This window comes from Pelagibius marinus, from assembly GCF_014925385.1.
GTDB classification, from domain to species: Bacteria; Pseudomonadota; Alphaproteobacteria; order Kiloniellales; family Kiloniellaceae; genus Pelagibius; species Pelagibius marinus.
In genome coordinates, this window is the sequence record NZ_JACSDK010000017.1 from 153939 (window position 1) to 177004 (window position 23066).

The following is a 23066-nucleotide window of genomic DNA, read 5'->3' on the forward strand; positions in this document are numbered from 1 at the left end:
TCGCCCGCTATCGCTTGCGGCCGGGGCTTCCTTTGCGCCCGCTTTTACCCGGTTTTCCTCCCTTGGCCTTGTTAGTCCCGCTTTGTGGCTTTTTTCGGGAGGTCTTGGCGAGCCGCTTCCTGGGCGCCTTTTTTGGGGAATTTCTGGCGGAATCTCTGGGTTTCCGGGGGTTGTCCGGCGCTTCTTCGGTCTCGTCGAGGGCGAGGATGAGGCCGCCGGTCATGGGCTCGGCCTCCAGCAGCCGGACCCGCAGGCGGTCGCCCAGGCGGTAGACCCGGCCCCAGCGCTCCCCCTCCAGGCTGTGACGCGCCTCGATATGGCGATAGAAGTCGTTCGGCAGGGTGCTGATGGGGATCAGGCCGTCGGCGCCGCTGTCGTCCAGGGTGACGAAGAGCCCGAAGCGGGTGACGCCGTTGATGCGCCCGGCGAAGGTGGCGCCGACCTGCTCCTGCAGGAAGGCGGCGGTGAAGCGGTCGACGGCATCGCGCTCGGCCGCCGCCGAGCTCCGCTCGGTGGAGCTGATGTGGCCGCCCATCTCCTCGAACTGGTGTTCGCTGCCCGGCGGCAGGCCGTCGTCGCCCAGCTTCAGGCCCGAGACCAGGGCGCGGTGTACCAGCAGGTCCGCGTAGCGCCGGATCGGCGAGGTGAAGTGGGCATAGTGGGTGAGGGCCAGGCCAAAGTGGCCGAGGTTCTCCGGGCTGTAGATGGCCTGGCTCTGGGCACGCAGAATGAGGTCGTTGACCAAAGGTGCCTCGGCTTGGCCCTCGACCCTGGTCAGCAGGCGCGTCAGGTCGCGTGGGCGCACCACCTGGGCGGCGTTGAAGCGCAGGCCGAGGTCGCGCAGCACCTCCGCCAGGGCCGAGAGACGCATGGGGTCGGGCTTGTCGTGAACGCGGTACATGCAGGGTTGGCGCAGGCGCTCCAGCTCCTTGGCCGCAGCCACGTTGGCGGTGATCATGAACTCCTCGATCAGCCGGTGGCTGTCGAGCCGGGTGCGGGCCTCGATGGCCGCAACGCGGCCGTCCGCGGTGAGGCGGATCTTGCGCTCCGGCAGGTCGAGCTCCAGGGTGCCGCGGTCGTGGCGCGCCGCGAGCAGCGCCTCGAAGGCGCCGTAGAGGGAGGGCAGGATGGTCTCCAGCACCTCGCCGTGGTCGCCGCCCTTCTGGCCGTCGCGTGCCGCCTGGACCTCCTCGTAGGTGAGGCGGGCGGCCGAGCGCATGAGGCCGCGCACGAACTTGTGGCGCAGCAGCTTGCCCTGGGCATCGATCCAGAGGTGCACGGCCATGCAGGGCCGGTCCTCGCGCGGATTGAGCGAGCACCAGCCGTTGGACAGCGCCGTGGGCAGCATCGGCAGCACGCGGTCGGGGAAGTAGGTGGAGTTGCCGCGCAGGTAAGCGGACTTGTCGAGGGCGCTGCCGGGCCGCACGTAGTGCGATACGTCGGCGATGGCGACCAGCAGATGCCAGCCTTCCGGATTCTTCTCATCAGAATCGGGTTCGGCGAAGACGGCGTCGTCGAAGTCGCGGGCGTCGGCGCCGTCAATGGTGACCAGCGGGATGTCACGCAGGTCCTGGCGCCTGCCCAGCGGCGCGGCCTCCGCGGCCTCGGCCTCGGCCAGGGCCTTTTCCGGAAACTCGCTCAGCAGGCCGTGCTCGTGCAGGGTGATGAGGCTGAGCGACTTGGGATCGTCGCCGCGCCCCAGACGTTCGGTGACGCGTACGCTGCGCAGGCCCAGGCTGTCGCGTCGCTGGCGGCTCGGCAGGATCTCGGCCAGCACCAGCTCGCCGGGCTCGGCCCCCTTGGCGTCGCTCTCGCGCAGGACGAAGTCCTTCTTCGCGCGCTTGTCGGTGGGGCGCAGGCGGCCGCCTTCGCTGCCGACCTCGTAGACGCCCAGCACGCGCTGCGGCGGGCGGTCCAGCTTGCGGATGATGTGGGCTTCGTAGGTGCCGTCGTCGACGCGCTGCAGGCGGACCAGCGCCCGCTCGCCCATGGCGAGGACGGCGCGGCTGCGCTTGTCGGGGGCCACGTAGATGCGCGGCGGCGCGGCCTTGTCGTCATCCCAGACGGCGGGACGGGCCAGCAGTTCGCCGTCCTCGTCCATCTCCGTCACCTCGACCACCAGCACATTGGGCAGGCGCCCGGGCGCGGAGAGACGCCTGGCGGGCTGCTTTTCCAGCAGGCCGTCCTGCTTCAACTCTTTCAGCAGGGCCTTCAGGCGGATGCGATCGTTGCTGCCCTTGATGCGGAAGGCGCGCGCGACCTCGCGCTTGCCGACAGGCTCGCTGCTTTCGTTGATGAAAGCGAGAACCTGTTCCTTGCTGGGGAAGGGAGCGGAGTGGGCCTCTTTCGGCTTTTTGGGGCCGGCCTTGTCCTTCTTGCCGGCCAAGATCAGTCGGCCGCCGTTTCGTCGGCCGGATTTTGCTTTGGCGCGGCCTTCTTCTTGGCGGCAGGCTTCTTGGTCGCCTTCTTCTTCGTGGCGGCCTTCTTGGGCGCCGCCTTCTTCTTGGTCGCTTTCTTCTTGGTGGCCTTCTTCTTCGTGGCCTTCTTGGTGGTGCCGGCCTTGGCGGCCTTCTTCTCAGCCTGGACCCTCAGCAGCTCCAGAGCCTGCTCCAGCGTCACGGTCTCGGGGTCGATGTCCGCCGGGATGGTGGCGTAAAGCTTGGCGTGCTTCACGTAAGGGCCGAAGCGGCCCTTGCCCTGGCTGACCACCTTGCCGTCCTCGGGGTGCTCGCCGAGCTGGCGGCCGGCGGCGCGGCGCTGGGGTGCCTCCGCGATCAGGGTGACCGCGCGGTTCAGGCCGATCGTCAGGACGTCGTCGCCCTCGGTCAGCGAGCGGTAGGTGGAGCCGTGCTTCACGTAAGGACCGTAGCGGCCGATGCCGGCGGTGATCGGCTTGCCGTCGTCGGGGTGCGGGCCGATCTCGCGCGGCAGCGCCAGCAGCGCGAGGCCGGTCTGCAGATCAAGCTCCGCCGGGGCCAGGTTCTTCGGCAGGGAGGCGCGCTGGGGCTTTTCGTCGCCTTCCGCCTCGCCGAGCTGCAGGTAGATGCCGAAGGGACCCTTGCGCAGGGTGACCTGCTTGCCGCTCTCCGGATCATCGCCCAGCACCTTGGGGTTGGTCAGGTCGATGCCGATGTCTTCCTCTGCGCCGGGCACGGCCAGCGGCCGGGTGTAGCGGCACTCGGGGTAGTTGGAGCAGCCGATGAAGCCGCCGTTGCGCCCCAGGCGCAGGCCGAGGCGGCCCTCCTTGCAGGAGGGGCAGGCGCGCGGATCGACCCCGGGCTTCTCCGGGTCGACCGGGAAGAAGTGCGGGCCGAGATCCTCGTCCAGCGCATCGATCACCTGGGTGATGGAAAGGTCGCTCGCACCTTCGACCGAGATGTGGAAAGCCTCCCAGAAATCGCGCAGCACGCGGCGCCAGTCGATGCGCCCGCCGGAGATGTCGTCGAGCTTCTCCTCCATCTCGGCGGTGAAGTTGTACTGCACGTAGCGTTCGAAGAAGCTGGCGAGGAAGGCCACGACCAGGCGGCCGCGGTCTTCCGGAATGAAGCGGCGGCGGTCGAGGCGCACGTAGTCGCGGTCCTGCAGCACCTGCAGAATGGAGGCGTAGGTGGAGGGGCGGCCGATGCCCAGCTCCTCCATCTTCTTCACCAGGCTGGCTTCACTGTAGCGCGGCGGCGGCTGGGTGAAGTGCTGCTCCGGCAGGATCTCTTCGCGCTTGACCGCGTCGCCCTCGTTGAGCTTGGGCAGGCGGCGGTCGCCCGACTTGCCGTTCTCCTCGTCGCCTTCCTTGTCGTCGCTGCTTTCCTGATAGAGCTTCAGGAAGCCGTCGAAGGTGACGATGGAACCGGTGGCGCGCAGTTGCGCCACACCGCCGTCCACGTCGATGTCGACGGCCACCTGGTCCAGTTCGGCGCTGGCCATCTGGCAGGCCATCGTGCGGTTCCAGATCAGCTCGTAGAGCTTCAGGCCGTCGCTGTCCAGGTAGGCGCGCATCTCCTTCGGGCGCCGGGCGACGTCGGTGGGACGGATGGCCTCGTGGGCTTCCTGAGCGTTCTTCTGCTTCGACTTGTACTGGCGCGGCGCCGAGGGCAGGTAGGCATCGCCGTAGTCGGAAGAGATCAGCGCGCGGGCGCCGTCCAGGGCCTCCTGCGCCATGGTGACGCCGTCGGTACGCATATAGGTGATGAGGCCGACGGTCTCGCCGCCGATGTCGATGCCCTCATAAAGCTTCTGCGCCACCCGCATGGTGCGCGTCGCCCCGAAGCCGAGCTTGCGCGAAGCCTCCTGCTGCAGGGTCGAGGTGGTGAAGGGCGGGTAGGGGTTGCGCTTTGCCTGCTTGCGCTCGACCTGGGCAACGGCGAGACGGCTGGCGGCTTCCAGCTTCTGCACCGCCGCCTTGGCGCTGGCCTCGTCGGGCAGGTCGAACTTGTCGAGCTTCTTGCCGTCGAGCTGCGACAGGCGCGCGGTGAAGGGCGCGCCCTCGGCGTTCAGCAGCTTGGCCTCGATGGTCCAGTACTCTTGCGGCTTGAAGGCCTCGATCTCGGCTTCGCGCTCGCAGATGAGGCGCAGCGCCACCGACTGCACGCGCCCGGCCGAGCGGCTGCCGGGCAGCTTGCGCCACAGCACCGGAGAGAGGGTGAAGCCCACCAGGTAGTCCAGCGCGCGGCGCGCCATGTAGGCGTCGATCAGTTCCTGGTTCAATTGGCGCGGATGCTCGAAAGCCTCGACGATCGCCTTCTTGGTGATCTCGTTGAAGACGACGCGCTCGACGTCGACCCCTTCCAGAACGTTGCGACGCTTCAGCTCGTCGACGATGTGCCAGGAAATTGCCTCACCTTCGCGGTCCGGGTCGGTCGCGAGGTAGAGGTGCTTGCTGTTCTTCACCGCCTCGGCAATCTCGCTGAGGCGCTTCTCGCCGCGCTCGTCGACCTGCCAACTCATGGAGAAGTCTTCGTCGGGGCGCACCGATCCATCCTTCGGCGGCAGATCGCGCACATGCCCGTAGCTGGCGAGGACGTAGTAGTCCTGGCCCAGGTACTTGTTGATGGTTTTCGCCTTAGCGGGCGATTCGACGACGACGACGTTCATGAGGGGCGGATGATTCGCTCAGTTTGTTACCAACTTCCTAACGGGGGCAGGCTGCTCCCGAAGAGTTCCCCTAGATGGGGGGCGGCGGATCCCGGTCAACACAGCCAAGTCAAGAAGGCCGGGTCAGCAAGGCTAGCCGTCATAAAGGGTCGGCAGGGGCTTTGTAAAGCCGCGCAAATCGGTTGCCGGGGTGACGCTCGACCTTTCCGGCCAGCTCCAGTTCCAGCAAAACCCCATGTACGACGGCGATCGGCAGGCCGCTGAGACGCACCAGGTCATCAACCAGAATGGGGTCCGCGCCGAGCAGTTCTTCAATGTCCGCGCGTTCCGCCGGGGCGGCTTCCGGCGGCGGCGTGACCACCGAACCGGCACCGCCGGCAGGCGGCGGGGGCGTTGCCAGCCGCCGCTGGGCGCCGAGGGCGGTGAGGACATCGGCGGCGGATTCGATCAGGGTGGCGCCGTCGCGCAGCAGCTGGTTGCAGCCGGCGGCGCGCGGGTCCAGCGGCGAGCCGGGCACGGCGAAAACCTCGCGCCCCTGGTCGCCGGCGAAACGCGCGGTGATGAGGGAGCCGGAGCGCCTGGCCGCCTCCACCACCGCGACACCGAGGGAAAGCCCGGAGATCAGCCGGTTGCGGCGCGGGAAGTGGCGCGCCTGGGGCACGATGCCCAAGGGCAGCTCGGAGATGATGGCCCCATATTCGGCGATCTCGGCGTGGAGGGCCTCATTCTCCGGGGGATATATAATGTCGACGCCGCCGGCCAGCACCGCCACCGTAGGACGGGGCAGGGCGCCGCGGTGAGCCGCCGTGTCGATGCCCCGGGCCATGCCGGAGGTGACGGCCAGCCCGGCCGCGGCGATGTCGGCGGCCAGGCGCTCGGCGAAGCGGCGGCCGTTGGCCGAGGCGTTGCGCGCGCCGACAATGCCCACGGAATCCAACGCGAGAACGGCCGGGTCGCCGAGGATGCAGAGCAGCGGCGGGGCATCATCCAGGGCGCGCAGGAGGGCGGGATAGGCGGGCTCGCAGAGGGCGAGGAGGCGCACGCCGGCCTTGATCGCGGCTTCGGCCTCCGCTTCCGCCTCGGCCGGCGGGCAGAGGCGGATCTTGCGCCTGGCGCCTGCCCGCCGGGCCAGCTCCGGCAGCGCCTCCAGGGCCGCCGTCGGGGTGCCGTAGCGCTCCAGCAACTGGCGGAAAACCACCGGCCCGACGTTTTCCGAGCGGATGAGGCGCAGCCAGTCGAGCCGCGCGGCATCGCTTAAAGGTTTAGTTTCCTTCTCCGTCATCGACCTAAGATCGTCGTGGCGCGGGGCCGAGGTCAAGCCTTTCGCGGGCCGAGTCCTCTCGGGCTCACTCTTTCTTCCTGCCAATTTTGGATTCCTAAGAATGTAAACAGGCGGCAAGTTTGTGGGAGCAATCCGGCCGGCGGGCGAGATTGACAAAGAAGACCTTGGCTGGTTTTCCAGGTTTGTGAGGATCGGCAGACTCTCCTAGGTTGTGCCCAACCTCGGTCGGGAAGGTCACCGGTCAAGCGAACAACCTACGCTGCACAATTCTTCGAAGAATATTGAGTCAGCTATATTTCTTCCGGAAATTCGTCGGATACTGTTTGCATGTCGGTCAGCCTTTGTTTTCGACGAGCGAGTGTCTCGTGCCACTCCTGTGCCTCGCGGTCCTTGAAGAAGCTGGCATTGGGCGCAAGACGCGTTACGGCGTCTTCTATTTGTTGGAGACTGACTCGGAAGAACTCTTTACGCATATTGGCAGCATTGACGCGACGGTCTGAAAACTCTTGATGAAGTGCGGACTCCAATGCAGGAGCTTCTTCAGAATATATCATTGCATGTGTATCGAATCCGAAAGGTACACTTGCATCACCAAGTTCGCGGACTCGATCATCGGGTTCTAGGCGGCGTGTCAGACCGATTTTGACTACGTCCTCGCCGAACGAACCAATATTCGAGATGATGTAAACATAGCCAGATTTGGTCATCTCTGCCATTGCGCGAGCTCGTTCGGTCTTTGCATGGGCCTCCGCCAATGCGGCTTCGAGCTCGGCGATACGACTCCCATCCACTCCGGCCTCCTTGCGCGCTTTTTCTAGCAACTCCTGGAATCTTTCTTCTTCTCGCTCTGCGGCGTGGGCTTCCGCCAGCAACTTCTTCTCTTCTCTCTCCGCACGAGCGCGCTCAGCTCGCTCTTCCTTCTCGATTTTCAGTTGCTCGCGATGCTCGTGCGTCAAATGCAGTTCTGCAAGTTTCAGCAAGACATAATCTTCGTTGATTACTAGATCCATTGATGAGTTGGCGTTATTGATCTGCTTGGCCGCATTCAATATGCGCCGCTCCATGGCAACAACGTTATTCCAACGTGTGTTTGCTATTGCAGCTTCGCACTCATTGTTAAAGGCACGCATCGTTAGGCGTGTCTGCCGGTTGATCATCGTCTGCCCCCTCGACTTGCTGCCATCTACGGCCCAGTTTGTCGGGCAGCTCGTCGCGGTTTTGGCAGATACCATTGCTTTTTGACGTTCTCGCGCCTCCTTGATTTTTTTCTTGTAAACTTCACTGTCCCCGAAATCGAAATGGGGTTCGTAGACACCGAGTTCCGCAAAGGACAAACGTTCGTCGTAGACCGCAACCTGCTGCTCGAGCTTTCTTAGCAGTTGGTGCTTTTCCTTGTATGTCGAACGAACCTCCTCGATGTCTCGTCTAGTGTTGTCAGCTTCGCGGTTCAATCGTTCGACCTCTGATTCAACAGAAGCTATGGGAGCATACTTTCGTAAACGTATCCGCGCCCAGATCCAGAGCGGGAATAATACAAGCGGGAGGAGCATCCACAGCAGTATCGCGATAACATAAGTGTTTGCGATAGCTGTCAATTCATTGGACGCTGAGCCTGGGTCGAGCACAAAACTCTCCTTCTCTAGCGTTGTGTCTTAAGCCGAGACATTCGGGCTAGGAACAGATGAAGTCGTTGAGCGCTGCTGCGAATGTCCAATTCTCTGCCGGATTTTCAATCATAGCGAGAGTTTTGGAAAATCAAAGCGGGCAACCGCGGGTGCTAGCCGCAGCCAAGAGAGCAGTTCAAACGAGGGGAGGGTTCCTTACCCCTTCTTCTGGCCGATCCTGGATTCCTCGCCCTTCACCAGGCGGCGGATGTTCTCGTGGTGGCGCAGCCAGACCAGGAGGGCGAGGAGGGCGGTCAGCTGGACCATCTGCAGGTCGCCGAGGATGAACCAGCTCAGCACCGGGGCGGCGCCGAGGGACAGCAGGGCGGCCAGGGAGGAGTAGCGGGTGGTGAAGGCCACCAGCAGCCAGAGGGCGCAGCAGGCGGCGCCGAGGCGCCAGTCGAGGGCCAGGAAGACGCCGAGGGTGGTGGCCACGCCCTTGCCGCCTTTGAAGCCCAGCCAGACCGGGAAGAGGTGGCCGAGGACGGCTCCGAAGCCGGCGGTGATGGCCATGTCGGGGCCCCACATCTGGGCGATGAGCACCGCCGCGGCGCCCTTGCCGCCGTCCAGCAGCAGGGTGGCGGCGGCCAGGCCCTTGCGGCCGGTGCGCAGCACGTTGGTGGCGCCGATGTTGCCGGAGCCGATCTGGCGCACGTCGCCCAGGCCGGCCAGCTTCGTCAGCACCAGCCCGAAGGGGATCGAGCCCAGGAGGTAGCCGCCGATCAGCGCGGCGGTGATGTAGGGCCAGGCGTATTCCCAGGAGATCGGATCGGGCATGTCGTCCCCCGAGGCCGTCAGGCCGCTTCAAAGAGGGCGCGGCCGTCGACCACGGTGCGGATGACGCGGCCCTGCACCGGCAGGCCCTCGAAGGGGCTGTTCTTGGATTTGCTCTCGAAGTTGTCGGGTTCGATCTTCCAGGAAAGATCCGGCTTGAAGATCATCAGGTCGGCGGGCGCGCCCTTGGCCAGGCGGCCGGCGTCGAGCCCCAGGATCTGCGCCGGCTTCACCGTCAGGTGGGCGAGCAGGTCCAGCAGGCCGCACTTGTCCCAGTGATAGATCTGCAGGGACAGCGGCAGCAGGGTCTCCAGCCCGACGATGCCCGGCTCGGCGAGGCCGAAGGGCAGGCGCTTGGATTCCTGGTCGTGCGGGCTGTGGTCGCTGGCGATGGCGTCGATGGTGCCGTCGGCGACGCCCTCCAGGATGGCGAGGCGGTCGTCCTCGCTGCGCAGTGGCGGCGAGACCTTGGCGAAGGTGCGGTACTCGCCGACAGCCAGCTCGTTGAGGGCGAAGTAGTGGGGGGCGGTATCGCAGGTGACGTCGAGGCCGCGGTCCTTGGCGCGGCGGATCGCCTCCACGCTTTCGGCGGTGGAGACGTGGGCGACGTGGTAGCGCCCGCCCGTCATCTCCACCAGGCGCAGGTCGCGCTCGATCATCATCACCTCGGCCAGCTTGGGAATGCCCGGCAGGCCGAGGCGGGTGGCCAGCTCGCCGCCGTTCATGGCGCCGCCGGCCAGGCTCGGCTCCTCCGGGTGCTGCACGATGAGGTGGCCGAAGGTCTTGGCGTAGGCCAGGGCGCGGCGCATGACCTGGGCGTTCTCGACCGGCTTCAGGCCGTCGGTGAAGGCGACGGCGCCGCTCTCGGCGAGCATACCCATCTCGGTCAGCTCGCTCCCCTCCAGGTTCCGGGTGACGGCGGCGTAGGTGTAGACCTTCACGCCCTTCGCCTCGCGGGCGCGCCGCGCGATGAACTCGACGCCGGCGACGTCGTCGATGACCGGGTCGGTATTGGGCAGGCCGACCATGGAGGTGACGCCGCCGGCGGCGGCGGCGCGCCCGGCGGTAACCATGGTCTCCTTGTGCTCTTCGCCAGGCTCGCGGATCTGCACGCGCATATCGACCAGGCCGGGCGCCAGGCAGGCGCCGCCGCAGTCCACCCGCTGCGCGCCCTCGGGCACGCCGTCTTTGAAGAGATCTGCGCCCAGGTCGGTGATCTTGCCGTCCTCGGCCAGCAGGCCGCCGGGGGCGTCCAGCCCGCTGGCGGGATCCAGCAGGCGGGCGTTGACGTAGGCGGTGCGGTGCTTGGGCGGAAGGACGGTCACGGGAGATATCTCATTGGGCAGCCTGTTCCTGCCGGCTGCGCTCAGCATGCAGGTTGTGGTTCAGGGTCTCGAGGCAGGCCATGCGCACGGCCACACCCATTTCCACCTGCTCGCGGATTACCGAGCGGTGGATGTCGTCGGCCAGTTCGCTGTCGATCTCGACGCCGCGGTTCATCGGCCCCGGATGCATGATCAGCGCGTCGGGCTTGGCCGCCTGCAGCTTCTCGCCGTCCAGGCCGAAGAAGTGGAAGTACTCGCGGGTCGAGGGTACGTAGCTGCCCTGCATGCGCTCGGTCTGCAGGCGCAGCATCATGACGATGTCGCAGTCCTTCAGCCCCTTGCGCATGTCGGAGAAGGTCTCGACGCCCATGCGGTCGATCTGGCCGGGCATCAGCGTCGGCGGCGCGATGAGCCGGACCCTTGCGCCCAGGGTGGTCAGCAGGTGGATGTTGGAGCGGGCGACCCGGCTGTGGGCGATGTCGCCGCAGATGGCGACCTGCAGCCCCTCGATGCCGCCCAGGCGGCGGCGGATGGTGAGGGCGTCGAGCAGGGCCTGGGTCGGGTGCTCGTGGCTGCCGTCGCCGCCGTTGATGACGGCGCAGTTCATCTTCTCGGCCAGCAGTTGCACGGCGCCGGAATCCGGGTGGCGCACCACCAGCACGTCGGGGTGCATGGCGTTCAGCGTCATGGCCGTGTCGATGAGCGTTTCGCCCTTCTTGATCGACGACCAGGCCACCGACATGTTGATCACGTCGGCGCCGAGCCGCTTCGCAGCCAACTCGAAGGACGTGCGCGTTCTCGTTGAACTTTCGAAGAAAAGATTGATGACCGTGCGGCCATCGAGGAGATGCTTCTTCTTGTCGGCGCCGCGGTTGAGGGCGACGTAGCCGTCCGAGAGATCGAGAAGAAAGAGGATTTCGCTGGCCGTCAGCCCCTCGATACCGAGGAGGTGGCGGTGCCGGTAGCCTTCGTAGGAGGCCGTCGTGCCGTGGGTCGAAGTCATTAAAGCCGTGTTATGACACCGCCCTTGCCCGGCGGCAAGCGGCAGTCTTCCACCGCCGCGATAAAGGCCGTGGGTAAGTCGCCTAAATGATGCCTTTTCCGCGCAGTTGGGCGCGTTCCTGCGGGCTCATGCCGAGCAGTTCCTCCAGCACCGCGTCGCTGTCCTGGCCGGCGCGCGGCGGGGCGAATCGGTACTCCACCGGCGTCTGCGAGAACTTGATCGGATTGCCGATGAGGTCGACCTTGCCGTTCTTGCTGCCGCGGTAGGGCATGGAGATCTTCATGTCGCGGGCCTGCACCTGGGGGTCGGCGAAGACCTGATCCAGGGTGTTCACCGGGCCGGCCGGCACCGCCAGCTCGGCGAGGCCCTCGACCCAGTGCTTTTGGGTCATATGCCGGGTGATCTCCGGCAGGATCTCGTAGAGCGCCTCGCGGTTGCGCACCCGGTCGGCATTGGTTTTGAAGCGCGCATCCTCGGCCAGTTCCGGGCAGCCGGCGAAGTCGCAGAAGCGCTGGAACTGGCGGTCGTTGCCCACGGCGAGGATGAAGTAGCCGTCGGCGCAGGGCATCACCTTATAGGGGACGATGTTGGGGTGCTCGCTGCCCTGGCGCTTGGGCACCTGGCCGGAGGTCAGGTAGTTGAGGCCCTCGTAGGTCAGCCAGGCCACCTGGCTGTCGAGCAGGCCGAGGTCGATGTGCTGGCCCAGGCCCGTCATGCCGCGGTAGTGCAGCGCCGCCAGGATGGCGCTGACCGCGTACATGCCGCACATGATGTCGGCGATGCCCACGCCCACCTTCACCGGTTCGCCCTCGGGCTCGCCGGTCAGGCTCATGATACCGCCCATGCCCTGGGCCAGGTAGTCGTAGCCGGCGCGCGGGGCGTAGGGGCCGGTCTGACCGAAGCCGGTGATCGAGCAGTAGATCAGCCCCGGGCGGCGGTCCTTCAGGTCGTCGTAGCCCAGGCCGTACTTGGCCAGGCCGCCGACCTTGAAATTCTCCACCAGGATGTCGCAGAAGCCGATGAGGTCGCGGGCGAGCGCCTGGCCCTCGGGTTTGGAGATGTCGATGGAGACCGAGCGCTTGTTGCGGTTGGCGGAGAGGAAGTAGGCGCTCTCCGTGGTGTCCTCGCCGTCCGGGCCGGGCACGAAGGGCGGGCCCCACTTGCGGGTGTCGTCACCCTGGCCGGGACGTTCGATCTTGATCACTTCGGCGCCGAGGTCGCCCAGAAGCTGGGTCGCGGTCGGGCCGGCCAGGATGCGTGTCAGGTCAAAGACCCTGAGGCCGGAAAGCGGGGCGGTCATCGGGTGAGAATCCTATGCGGCGATATAGGCTGCCCTGGGTTTTGCCGGTCCGGGCTCGGACGGTCAAGTGCCGCCGCCGCAGGGCCGGGTCGCGCGTGGTCGCTCCGCCGGACCGGGAAGCATCACCGGGCCGTGTCAGACGATGAAGAGCACCAGCAGCGGTAGCGTGACCGCGGCCACCAGGGTCTGCACGGTAAGGATGTTGGCGACCAGCCCCGGCGCACCGCCCATCTGGCGGGCCAGGATGTAGGAGGAGGTGGCGGCGGGCAGGGCGTTGAAGATGACGGCGACGGTGAGCGGCAGGCCGTGGACGCCCAGCAACAGGCAGAAGCCGGCGGTCAGCAGCGGCAGCCCCGCCAGCTTCAGCGCGACGGCGGAGACCACCCAGCCGCCGCTGGTCCGGGCGGCGCCGAAATCGAGCCCGGCGCCGACCGCCAGCAGGGCCAGGGGCAGGGCGGCGCGGGCCAGGATGGTGAGGGTCTCGCCGGCCACCGGCGGCAGGCCTAAGCCGCTGAAGTTCAGCGCCAGCCCCAGAAGGCAGGCGAGGATCAGCGGGTTCTTCATCATGGCCTGGACAAGGCCCGGCCCGGATCCCGACGCTCCCGCCGCACGGTCGCCGAAGCGCAGAAGGGCGGCAATGCAGACGACATTCACTGTCGGCACCACGACGGCGACGATGAGGGCGGCGATGGCGAGGCCGGGCTCGCCGTAGAGGGCGAAGGGAATGGAGAGGCCGATGTAGGTGTTGGGCCGGATCGAGGTTTGCAGCACGGCGGTGACGGCCGGGCCGTTCTTCCGGGTGACGAGCTGGAAGGCGACCAGCAGGGCGGACATGGCGGCGATGGCCAGGACGACGGCGCCGGCCATGGCGGCGGCGGGCAGGGCCGAGAAGTCGGCGCGGGCGAGGGTGGTGGCGAGCAGCGCCGGCAGCAGGAAGAGGTAGGTGAGGCGCTCGGCCGGTTCCCAGAAGCCGGCGGGAAGCCAGCCACGCCGCCGGATGACGTAGCCCAGCAGGATCAGCAGGAAGACCGGCAGGACGGCGGTGGCGAGAGCCTGCATGGGGCCTAGCTCTGCCGCTGCCGTGAGATGGCGTCGAGGGCGCCCTGCAGGATGTAGGCGGCGGCCATCTTGTCGACCACCTCGCCGCGTCGCTTGCGGGTCATGTCGGCCTCGTCCACCAGGAAGCGCTCCACGGCCGCGGTGGAGAGGCGTTCGTCCCAGAAGGCGATGGGCTGGGTGAAGCCGGCCTTCTCCGCCAGGTTGCGGGCCAGGGCGCGGACCGACTGGCAGCGCGGCCCCTCGGAGCCGTCCATGTTCACCGGCAGGCCGATGACCAGGCCACCGATCCTGTAATTCTTGCAGACCGCCGCCAGGCGCTCGGCATCCTGGGTGAACTTGCCGCGCTTGATGGTCTCCAGGGGCGAGGCCACCCTGAGCGCCGAATCGGAGATCGCCAGCCCGATGGTCTTGGTCCCGGGGTCGAGGCCCAGCAAGCGCTCGCCCGGCTTCAGCCGCTCGGCCAGATCTGTGACGGCGAGGTCCATCGAGCGTGAAATCCTCTTTCGGCCCGGATCAGGAAAAACAACCCCTTATAGGCAGCCCCCGGCGGGGCGGCAAGGAGCCCCAATCTTGCGGCTTCCGGGGGCCGGTGCTAGGTTCCGGCGGTTTTTGATCGCTCCGGCAACCGCAGCGGCGGGGCGGAGCACTTTCCGGAAATGAGGGTTGAGGCCGATGTCGGTCGACAAGGAAACTGTCGCGAATATCGCGAGACTGGCGCGCGTTCGCGTCGACGAGAGCCACAAGGAATCGCTGGCCAAGGAATTGTCCAACATCCTGGGCTGGATCGAGCAGCTTTCCGAGCTGGACACCGAGGGCGTGGAGCCCATGACCTCCGTGGTCTCGATGAAGCTGCCGCTGCGCGAGGACGAGGTGACCGACGGCGGCTACCCCGACAAGGTGACGGCCAACGCACCCGAGGGCGCCCATGGCTTCTACGCCGTGCCGAAGGTGGTGGAATGATGAGCGAGCTGACCAACCTCACCATCGCCGAGGCGCGCGACCTGCTGGCCAAGGGCGAGACCTCCTCCAAGGAGCTGACCGAGGCCCATATCGCCGCGGTCGAGGCGGCGCGCTCGCTCAACGCCTTCATCACCGAGACGCCTGAGAAGGCGCTGCAGATGGCCGAGGCCTCCGACAAGCGGCGCAAGGCGGGCGAGGCCGGCGTGCTGGAAGGCCTGCCGATCGGTATGAAGGACCTGTTCTGCACCGAGGGCGTGCTGACCACCGCGGCCTCCCACATCCTGGACGGCTTCCACCCGACCTATGAGTCGACGGTGAGCCGGAACATGTGGAACGCGGGCGCGGTGCTGCTGGGCAAGACCAACCTGGACGAGTTCGCCATGGGCTCCTCCAACATGACCAGCCACTACGGCGGGGTGGAGAACCCCTGGCGCAAGTCCGGCGACAACCGCCCGCTGGTGCCCGGCGGCTCCTCCGGCGGTTCGGCCGCCGCGGTTGCGGCGCGCTGCGCCCTGGGCGCCACGGGCACGGATACCGGCGGCTCGATCCGCCAGCCGGCGGCCTTCTGCGGCATCGTCGGCATGAAGCCGACCTACGGGCGCTGCTCGCGCTGGGGCATCGTCGCCTTCGCGTCCTCGCTCGACCAGGCGGGGCCGATGGGGCGCACGGTGCGTGACACGGCGATCATGCTGGAGGCCATGGCCGGCTACGACGCCAAGGACTCGACCTCGGTCAACGTGCCGGTGCCGAATTACGAAGCCGCGCTGAGCGGCGACATCAAGGGCATGAAGATCGGCATTCCCAAGGAATACCGGATCGACGGCATGCCGGCGGAGATCGACCAGCTGTGGCTGCAGGGCATCAAGTGGCTGGAAGAGGCCGGGGCCGAGGTCATGGAGATCTCGCTGCCGCATACGCACTACGCGCTGCCGACCTATTACATCATCGCGCCGGCGGAGGCCTCCTCAAACCTGGCGCGCTACGACGGCGTGCGCTATGGCCTGCGCGAAGGCGCCGACGGCAGCCTGGACGAGATGTACGAGGCGACGCGCGGCAAGGGCTTCGGGATGGAGGTGCAGCGCCGCATCCTGATCGGCACCTATGTGTTGTCGGCCGGCTACTATGACGCCTACTACAACAAGGCGCGCAAGGTGCGCAGCCTCATCGCGCGGGATTTCGCTCAGGCTTACGAAAAGGTCGACGCGATCCTGACGCCGACGGCGCCCTCGGCGGCCTTCGGCATGGGCGACAAGATGGACGACCCAATCGCCATGTACCTGAACGACGTCTTCACCGTGCCGGCCTCGCTGGCCGGGCTGCCGGGCATCTCGGTCCCGGCGGGCCTGTCCCAGGACGGTCTGCCGCTGGGCCTGCAGCTGCTGGGCAAGGCCTTCGACGAGGAGACGGTGTTCAAGGTCGGCGGCGTGCTGGAAGAGGCGGCGGGTTTCGACGCGACGCCGGCCTTCCTGGCGGCATAGGGCAATGGCGGCGGGCGCAGCCATCGCGGGTCTTGAGGTCCGGCTGGCCGAGCCGGCGGACTTCGACGACCTGCTGGTGCTGTTCCAGCGATTTTACCGCGAGGAAGGCTTTGGCGCGGCAGTCGATGGTGTCGCGACGAACCTGCGCCGGATTCTGTCACGCGACGATACCGACGCCCTGGTGGCGCGGATCGACGGCGTGGCGGTGGGCGCGGCGGCGATGAGCAGCGCCTTCGGCCTGGAGGTCGGGCTCTATGCGGAGCTGGAGGACCTCTTCGTCGATCCGGCCTGGCGCTGTCGCGGCGTCGCTTCGGCGTTGGTCGAAGCGGCGGTCGCCTGGGCGAAGGCGCGGGGCTGCAGCGACCTGGAGATCGTACTGACGCCGCACGCACAGGCCAAAGACGATCTGGCGCCCTGGTACAAGGCGCGGGGCTTTGTGGATACGGGACGGATTATTTACGAGCGGGCTCTTTGAAGAGCCGGTTGCGGAGAAGAGAAGATGGCAACGACGATCAAAGGCAAGACGGGCGAGTGGGAGATGGTCATCGGGCTGGAGGTCCATGCCCAGGTGATCTCCAAATCAAAGCTGTTCTCGGGGGCCTCCACGGCCTTCGGAGCGGAGCCCAACAGCCAGGTCTCCCTGGTCGACGCGGCCATGCCGGGCATGCTGCCGGTGCTGAACAAGTACGTGGTCGAGCAGGCGGTGCGCACCGGACTGGGCCTCAAGGCGCAGATCAACCTGACCTCGGTCTTCGAGCGTAAGAACTACTTCTACGCCGATCTGCCGCAGGGCTATCAGATTTCCCAGTACCTGGAGCCCATCGTCGGCGAAGGCACCATCATCCTGGATCTGGAGGACGGCGAGACCCGCGAGGTCGGCATCGAGCGCCTGCACCTGGAGCAGGACGCCGGCAAGTCGATCCACGACCAGCATCCGACGCAGTCCTACATCGACCTGAACCGCTCGGGCGTGGCGCTGATGGAGATCGTCTCCAAGCCGGACATGCGCTCGGCGGAGGAGGCGGGCGCCTACCTGCGCAAGCTGCGCACCATCCTGCGCTACCTCGGCACCTGCGACGGCAACATGGACGAAGGTTCGATGCGCGCCGACGTGAACCTCTCGATGCGCCGCCCGGGCGAGCCGATGGGGACGCGCACGGAGACCAAGAACGTCAACTCCATCCGCTTCGTGCAACAGGCCATCGAGCAGGAGGCCAGACGGCAGATCGAGGTTCTGGAAGCCGGCGGCGAGATCGTGCAGGAGACGCGCCTCTTCGACGGCATGACCGGCAAGTCGCGCTCCATGCGCTCAAAGGAAGAAGCGCACGACTACCGCTACTTCCCCGATCCCGACCTGCTGCCGCTGGAGCTGGACCCCGCCTGGGTAGAGACTATCAAGGTCAGCCTCCCGGAACTGCCGGACGAAAAGAAGGCGCGCTTCGTGAAGGACTTCGGCCTGCCGATCTACGACGCCGGGGTGCTGGTCGCCGACCGTGACACCGCCGCCTTCTATGAGACGGTGGCCGAAGGGCGCGACCCGAAGCTGGCGGCCAACTGGGTGATCGGCGACTACTTCGGGGCCCTCAATAAGAGCGGCGCGGACCTGGAAAGCGCGCCGGTCGACGCCAAGAAGCTGGGCGGCCTGCTGGATCTTATCGCCGACGGGACGATCTCCGGGCGCATCGCCAAGGAAGTCTTCGAGGAGATGTGGGACAGCGGTCAGGACGCCGGGGCCATCGTCGAGGCCAAGGGCCTGAAGCAGATCAGCGATTCTTCGGAGATCGAGGGAATGGTCGAGGAGATCATTGCCAACAATCCGAAGCAGGTCGAACAGTTCAAGGGCGGCAACGAGAAGATCCTCGGCTGGTTCGTCGGCCAGGTGATGAAGATGACCCAGGGCAAGGCCAACCCCGGCATGGTCAACGAAGTGCTGCGCAAGAAGCTGGGCTGACGCCTTGCCGGTTCGGCGCTGCGAGATCAATCCTCGATCAGGTGGACTCACCTGATCGAGGATAAATTGCTCACTCCTAGAGGGTTAGAGCAACTTGTCCGCGTCCGCTTGGACGCAAGCTGCTCTAGGCGCGCAGGGCGTCGGGATCGTCGGCCTTGAGGCGGCCGAGCTGGTAGATCACGCTCTCGAGGCTGTCGGGGCTGATCCGGCGGTAGCTCTGCACCAGGTTGGAGATGATGCGCTGCTCCATCTCGGGCTGCGTCCCGTTGTGGCCGGCGCGCCGGCGCTCCAGCACTTCCTCCAGCATGATCTGAAAAGCCGGCTGTAGCTGCGCCGGCAGCTGGGCGCGCGCATAGAGGCTGTTGAGTGCCGGCGTGCCGGCCTTGCGCAGGGCATTCTGCGCGTTGGCGCTGGGGACGCGGGCAAGGGCCGCCATGCCGGCGCTGAAGAACTCCAGCAGGCCGGCGGAGAGCACGCGTAGCAGCAGGGTCGGCGTCAGGCCCTTGGTGCGAGCAAGACGGGCGACCGCCGCTTCGATTTCCCGGCCGCCCTTCAGGGCCGCGAGGTTCTGCAACAGGGCCCGCTCACGCCCGTGCTGGCCGAGCTGCTCGACCAGGGCAGGCGGCAGGGCATGCTTCTGGATGATTCTGGCCTGAAGCGCCTTGGACACCAGGTGAACCAGTCGCTCCTTCACCGCGAAGGGCAGCACCGGGCGCTCGACCAGCAGCTCCTGCACGGTGGTGTCGGCGCCGAAGGCGTCGAGCAGGCTGCGGTAGGACTCATTGGAAATCTGGGCACCGTCGTTGGCCAGCAGAATCTCGATGACGGTCTTTTGGCCGGTACCGATCAGGGCGCCGGAGACCGCCTCGCTGAGCGCCTCGCGCCCGGCGATGGCGCGCTGCTTTACCGGGTTGCCGTCGGAAATGATCGAGAGGAGGTCGTCGTCGGTCAGAACCGGCGAGCTCTGAAGAATCGGAATGGCGACCGCCTCGACGTCCTGCGCCAGCCGCAGGGCGATGTCGCTGGGCAGGAGGGGGCTGGACTTGATGTGCTCGGCCAGGGTGCGGCGCACCTCTAACTCGGTGTCTCGGATGAGAGTCTTGAGGACCTCTACCGCGACCGCCTTTTCCTCCGCCGTCAGCTCGCCGCGTGCCATGGCCTTGCCCAGTCCGGCGGCCAGCTGGGGCCGGCAAGTGCCCCAGCGGGCGTAAATCAGCTCGCCGCGCCCGCGGGGCTTGGCGGCCGGTTTACTGCGCTCTTTGGGCTTGGGAGCGGCGCTTGCGAGAGACATCGTCGTATCGGCCAAATAAGGTTTATCAATAGTGAAATGATAAACGAAACCTTTACCGACGACAAAAAGTATCGTTTCTATATTTATATAGTTTTATTTGAAGTGTAATCGACTTTTGCCTCAATTTTTAGGTAACGCTGCGCCACAGGTTAGGCTGACAGGTGGTTGCGCTTCAGGTAGAGCGTGGTGTCCGCCGCGGCGACGAAGCCGCGGTCGGTCCCGCTGGGTTCGCGCAGCCAGGCGCCGGCACCGTATCGATCATCGCCTTCCTTCAGTTCCCCGGAGACGACAAAGATCTCCAAGCCCTTTGCCGCGGCCGATGCGTCGATGTAGTCGGCGGGCAGGTTTGTGCCCCCGGCGAGGCGTAGCATGGTGATGTCTTCCGGATAGTGGTCGTCGTGATAGAGCGGAAGGACCTCGACGCCGGGGCCCGCGCCCCGCCATTCGGCCTGCGTGGTATCGACGACCACGTGTTCGCGGTCGTCACCGGGAAACTGGCAAAGCTTCACGAAGATGATGCAGCCGTCCTTGGAGAAAGGCGCGTGGCGGAAGCCCGGGGGATTCAGAAGAAAGGTGCCGACGGGGTAGTCACCGTGCTCGTCGGAGAAGACGCCGTCGAGAACCAGGATCTCCTCGCCCTGCGGATGCCCGTGCTCATGGAAGGCGGAGTCCGCGTCATAGCGCACGACCGAGGTGACGCGGCTGAACTCGCCGTCGACCAGGTCCAGGCGCTTGCGCCACACCGTGGGACTGGGACTCGCCTGCCATTCCATCTTCGCCGTGTCCATGGCGGCGGGGCGTCTGAAATCAGCGTTGAGGCTGTCGCTCATTCTGCTTCCTCCCGTTATCTACCTCTAGGTAGGTAGATGCTAGATAGGTCACGAGAGCTTGATCTGCAAGTGGTCCTTGGTCCCCTTGCAATCTGTTCCCCTTGCCCGCATTTGTGCATGGTGCGGCGGCGAGAAACCGCCATTGATTGGGGCGAGGGAGATCCGGATGACCATCGAACTGTATTCCTGGGCAACGCCAAATGGCCACAAGGTGCACATCATGTTGGAGGAGCTGGCGCTTCCTTACAACGTGCATGCGATCAACATCACAGCAGGCGATCAGTTCGACCCCGAATTCCTGAAGATCAGCCCCAACAACAAGATGCCGGCCATTGTCGATCCGGAAGGGCCGGACGGCAAGCCGATCTCCGTTTTCGAAAGCGGCGCCATCCTCATCTATCTGGCTGAAAAGACCGGCAAGCTGCTGCCTGCCGACGCCCGCGGGCGCTACACGGCGTTGCAATGGCTGATGTGGCAGATGGGCGGCCTGGGCCCGATGCTGGGCCAGGCGCACCATTTCCGCCAGTACGCGCCTGAGCAGATCGACTACGCGGTCAAGCGCTACACCAACGAGTCCAACCGTCTGTACGGCGTTCTGGACAAGCGGCTCAGCGAGGCGCGCTTCCTGGCCGGCGAGGAATACTCGATCGCCGATATCGCGGCCTGGCCGTGGACCCGCTTCCCCGAACGCCAGGGCGTCGAGCGCGCCGACTACCCCAACTTCCAGCGCTGGTTCGAGGAGATCGCCGAGCGTCCGGCCGTCGAGCGCGGCGTGGAGGTGCTGGCCGACCGGCGCACGGAAGGCTTCGACGCCAAGGCCAAGGAGATCCTTTTCGGCGCCACGCAGTACGCCCGGCACTAACCAGGTGCTCCAGGCCGGAACCAAGGCAAGGCGCGGCAGCGTCCGGGGGCGAAGGACAGGAAAGGGCTGGTCCTGACGGCGTCGCGAACCGATATTACCGCTGCCGGGAATTCGCCTTGGCGGCGATAAGGGCCCGGTCCCGTGCGGGGCCCCGTTTTGTGGGTAGGTCAAGATGAGGGGGAGAGTGGGTCCGTGACCATTGAACTGTACACCTGGAGCACGCCGAACGGACGCAAGGCCTCGATCGCCTTGGAGGAGATGGGGTTGGACTACAATGTCCACCCGATCAATATCGGCCAAGGCGAGCAGCACGCGCCGGCGTTCCTGGAAATCAGCCCAAACAACAGGATACCGGCGATTGTTGACCCGGAAGGTCCGGACGGCGAGCCGATCGCGCTGTTCGAGAGCGGGGCCATTCTCATCTATCTCTCGGAAAAGACCGGCATGTTCATGCCGGGCGACGCGCGGGCGCGCTATATGGCGCTGCAGTGGCTGATGTGGCAGATGGGCGGCTTCGGGCCGATGCTGGGGCAGGCGCACCATTTCCGGCGTTTCGCCAAGGAGGAGGTGCCCTATGCGATCGAGCGCTACACGAACGAGACCAGGCGTCTTTACGGTGTGCTGGACAAGCGCCTGAAGGAGGCCGAATACCTGGCTGGAGCCGACTACTCCATCGCCGATATCGCCACCTATCCCTGGGCGGCCCGCCACGAATGGCACGGGATCGCCCTGGAGGATTTCCCCGCCGTCAAACGCTGGTACGACGCCATCGGCGCGCGTCCGGCGGTGGAGAAGGGAATGGCCGTCCCCAGCTGACCAGGCTGGAACCTCATTCCCTGACCATGGCTGTGTCAGGCGGAGGGACGTCGTCCGCGGCGGCGGCCCTTCGGCATGGCGATGAGCTCGGCCGGTGCCTTCTGACCCATGCCGACAAGATCCATTAGCTCTTCTTTACAGCGTTTCAGGTTGGTCAACTCGCGGGAGTCGTCACGGTCGTAGACCTCGACGCAGCTCAGCTTGATTTCGACCAGATCAATGAGAGTTTCGACAGACGATCGCGAAAGGCTCATGAGATTCCCCTGCTTGTTTTGATTAGCCCTCTGAGAGCATTTTTTAGGCTAATGGGTTAAGGGGACGTAAAGGCTAACAGAAAGTTCTGTGTAAAAAGGCGCAGGGGTTAAGGATTATAGTCTGAGGGGTTGAGGGGCGCTGCGGAGGGCGTCGCCTTGCGTGCGATCCTCCCCCGCAGGAAGCGCTGCTGCAGGCGCCCGTCGATGACCGCAAGCCCGGCGAAGATCAACAGCATTCCGAGAAGGGCGCTCAAGCTGATCCGCTCTCCCAGGACCAGGGTGCCGAGAAGCAGCGCGGCCACCGGGATGAGGAAGGTGACCAGCAGCAGGTTGGTCGCACCGGCGCTGGCGAGGATCCGGAAATAGAGAATGTAGGCGAGGGCGGTACTGACCAGGCCCAGGGTCAGGAGCGCCGTCCAGGTGGCGGCGTCCGGGCTGAAGGTCCAGGGCTGCTCCAGAACCGCCGCGAAAGGCAGCAGGATTAGCGCCGCCGCCGAGGTCATGCCCGCCGCCGCGCCGACCGGCGTCAGGTGGCGCAGCCGGCGTCCGTAGATGCCTGCGCAGGCATAGCAGACGGCGGCGCCGAGGACCGCGAATTGGCCCCAGGAGTGCCCGTCCAGGCCATCCAGGGCCCCCGGGCCGATCAGCACCAGGGCGCCGCAGAAGCCGATGGCGATGCCGCTCAGCGCGCGGCGACTCATGCGCTCGTCGGCGGTGAGGAAGTGCGCCAGCACGAAGGTGAAGAGCGGGGTGGTGGCATTGAGGATGGAGGCCAGGCCGCTGTCGATCTGGGTCTGGCCCCACATGATGAGGGAGAAGGGCAGGGCATTGTTGACCAGCCCCATGACCACCAGCGGCCCCCAGTCGGCCAGACCCCGGGGAAGCCGCTGCCCCGTGAGCAGGGCCAGGGCAATCAGCCCGAGCGCGGCCGTGCCGACCCGCCCGCAGGCCAGGGTCGCGGGGCCCAGGTCGCGCAGACAGATCTCGGTGAGGAAGAAGGCCAGGCCCCAGACGAGGGCCAGGAGGACCATCTGGAGCCAGTCGCTCCCCTTCATTTGCGGTGCCTGCATGGCAAGGAATCCAGACTGAGCGCGGCGGCGCCAGCATAGCGGAGCGGCCGGCCAAGGCT

At 66.1% G+C, this 23066-nt stretch carries 20 protein-coding genes; 6 read left to right on the forward strand and 14 right to left on the reverse strand.

Annotated features, from left to right (window positions below):
* Window positions 1–7 precede the first annotated feature (7 nt).
* The 10 genes from rnr to ruvX form a co-directional block, all read right to left on the reverse strand.
* Window positions 8–2386 carry a ribonuclease R gene (gene rnr / locus H7X47_RS21810; RefSeq protein ID WP_193370878.1) on the reverse strand — a complete coding sequence of 793 codons (2379 nt, stop codon included), beginning with the start codon at window positions 2384–2386 and terminating at the stop codon, window positions 8–10.
* A 2-nt stretch (window positions 2387–2388) separates the two neighbouring features.
* Window positions 2389–5088: a type I DNA topoisomerase gene (gene topA, locus H7X47_RS21815; RefSeq protein ID WP_193370879.1), complete on the reverse strand. Its 2700-nt coding sequence runs from the start codon at window positions 5086–5088 to the stop codon at window positions 2389–2391.
* 139 nt (window positions 5089–5227) lie between these two features.
* Window positions 5228–6370 (reverse strand): DNA-processing protein DprA, encoded by a 1143-nt coding sequence (dprA, locus tag H7X47_RS21820; RefSeq protein ID WP_193370880.1) that lies wholly within the window; start codon window positions 6368–6370, stop codon window positions 5228–5230.
* Between the two features lie 290 nt (window positions 6371–6660).
* Complete coding sequence (locus H7X47_RS21825; protein ID WP_319633657.1) at window positions 6661–7995, reverse strand: SNIPE associated domain-containing protein; 1335 nt, start codon at window positions 7993–7995, stop codon at window positions 6661–6663.
* A 195-nt stretch (window positions 7996–8190) separates the two neighbouring features.
* Window positions 8191–8811, reverse strand: coding sequence for a glycerol-3-phosphate 1-O-acyltransferase PlsY (gene plsY, locus H7X47_RS21830; RefSeq protein ID WP_193370881.1), 621 nt, complete (start codon window positions 8809–8811; stop codon window positions 8191–8193).
* 17 nt (window positions 8812–8828) lie between these two features.
* Window positions 8829–10133 carry a dihydroorotase gene (gene pyrC / locus H7X47_RS21835; protein WP_319633658.1) on the reverse strand — a complete coding sequence of 435 codons (1305 nt, stop codon included), beginning with the start codon at window positions 10131–10133 and terminating at the stop codon, window positions 8829–8831.
* 10 nt (window positions 10134–10143) lie between these two features.
* Entirely contained in the window at window positions 10144–11136 is a 993-nt protein-coding gene (locus H7X47_RS21840; RefSeq protein ID WP_193370883.1) for an aspartate carbamoyltransferase catalytic subunit, read from the reverse strand.
* Between the two features lie 82 nt (window positions 11137–11218).
* Entirely contained in the window at window positions 11219–12436 is a 1218-nt protein-coding gene (locus tag H7X47_RS21845) for a CaiB/BaiF CoA transferase family protein (protein WP_193370884.1), read from the reverse strand.
* Window positions 12437–12571: 135 nt separating this feature from the next.
* On the reverse strand, window positions 12572–13495 hold the full coding sequence (locus H7X47_RS21850; RefSeq protein ID WP_193370885.1) for an AEC family transporter: 924 nt from the start codon (window positions 13493–13495) through the stop codon (window positions 12572–12574).
* A gap of 5 nt (window positions 13496–13500) precedes the next feature.
* Window positions 13501–13980: a Holliday junction resolvase RuvX gene (gene ruvX, locus H7X47_RS21855; protein WP_193370886.1), complete on the reverse strand. Its 480-nt coding sequence runs from the start codon at window positions 13978–13980 to the stop codon at window positions 13501–13503.
* Window positions 13981–14167: 187 nt separating this feature from the next.
* On the opposite strand from ruvX, the gene gatC reads away from it, so the two are divergent.
* The 4 genes from gatC to gatB are packed head-to-tail and all read left to right on the forward strand — an operon-like array spanning window position 14168 to window position 17884.
* Window positions 14168–14455 (forward strand): Asp-tRNA(Asn)/Glu-tRNA(Gln) amidotransferase subunit GatC, encoded by a 288-nt coding sequence (gene gatC, locus H7X47_RS21860; protein WP_193370887.1) that lies wholly within the window; start codon window positions 14168–14170, stop codon window positions 14453–14455.
* Window positions 14455–15933, forward strand: coding sequence for an Asp-tRNA(Asn)/Glu-tRNA(Gln) amidotransferase subunit GatA (gatA, locus tag H7X47_RS21865; RefSeq protein ID WP_193370954.1), 1479 nt, complete (start codon window positions 14455–14457; stop codon window positions 15931–15933). The genes gatC and gatA overlap by 1 nt, the downstream gene beginning before the upstream one ends.
* Window positions 15934–15937: 4 nt before the next feature.
* The gene (locus tag H7X47_RS21870) at window positions 15938–16408 is read left to right on the forward strand and encodes a GNAT family N-acetyltransferase (protein WP_193370888.1); all 471 of its coding nucleotides are present in this window, start codon (window positions 15938–15940) and stop codon (window positions 16406–16408) included.
* A 24-nt stretch (window positions 16409–16432) separates the two neighbouring features.
* Window positions 16433–17884 (forward strand): Asp-tRNA(Asn)/Glu-tRNA(Gln) amidotransferase subunit GatB, encoded by a 1452-nt coding sequence (gene gatB, locus H7X47_RS21875; protein WP_193370889.1) that lies wholly within the window; start codon window positions 16433–16435, stop codon window positions 17882–17884.
* 124 nt (window positions 17885–18008) lie between these two features.
* Here gatB and H7X47_RS21880 read toward each other — a convergent pair whose 3' ends face one another.
* Both H7X47_RS21880 and H7X47_RS21885 read right to left on the reverse strand, forming a co-directional pair.
* On the reverse strand, window positions 18009–19175 hold the full coding sequence (locus tag H7X47_RS21880) for a DUF2336 domain-containing protein (RefSeq protein ID WP_193370890.1): 1167 nt from the start codon (window positions 19173–19175) through the stop codon (window positions 18009–18011).
* A gap of 149 nt (window positions 19176–19324) precedes the next feature.
* Complete coding sequence (locus H7X47_RS21885; protein WP_193370891.1) at window positions 19325–20005, reverse strand: cupin domain-containing protein; 681 nt, start codon at window positions 20003–20005, stop codon at window positions 19325–19327.
* 166 nt (window positions 20006–20171) lie between these two features.
* On the opposite strand from H7X47_RS21885, the gene H7X47_RS21890 reads away from it, so the two are divergent.
* Window positions 20172–20867, forward strand: a complete 696-nt coding sequence (locus H7X47_RS21890) for a glutathione binding-like protein (protein WP_193370892.1) — start codon at window positions 20172–20174, stop codon at window positions 20865–20867.
* Between the two features lie 192 nt (window positions 20868–21059).
* On the forward strand, window positions 21060–21683 hold the full coding sequence (locus H7X47_RS21895) for a glutathione binding-like protein (RefSeq protein ID WP_319633659.1): 624 nt from the start codon (window positions 21060–21062) through the stop codon (window positions 21681–21683).
* A 35-nt stretch (window positions 21684–21718) separates the two neighbouring features.
* On the opposite strand, the gene H7X47_RS21900 is transcribed toward H7X47_RS21895, so the two are convergent.
* Together H7X47_RS21900 and H7X47_RS21905 are read right to left on the reverse strand one after the other, a co-directional pair.
* Window positions 21719–21937: a hypothetical protein gene (locus H7X47_RS21900; protein ID WP_193370893.1), complete on the reverse strand. Its 219-nt coding sequence runs from the start codon at window positions 21935–21937 to the stop codon at window positions 21719–21721.
* 107 nt (window positions 21938–22044) lie between these two features.
* Entirely contained in the window at window positions 22045–23007 is a 963-nt protein-coding gene (locus tag H7X47_RS21905; RefSeq protein ID WP_227010685.1) for a DMT family transporter, read from the reverse strand.
* Window positions 23008–23066 lie beyond the last annotated feature (59 nt).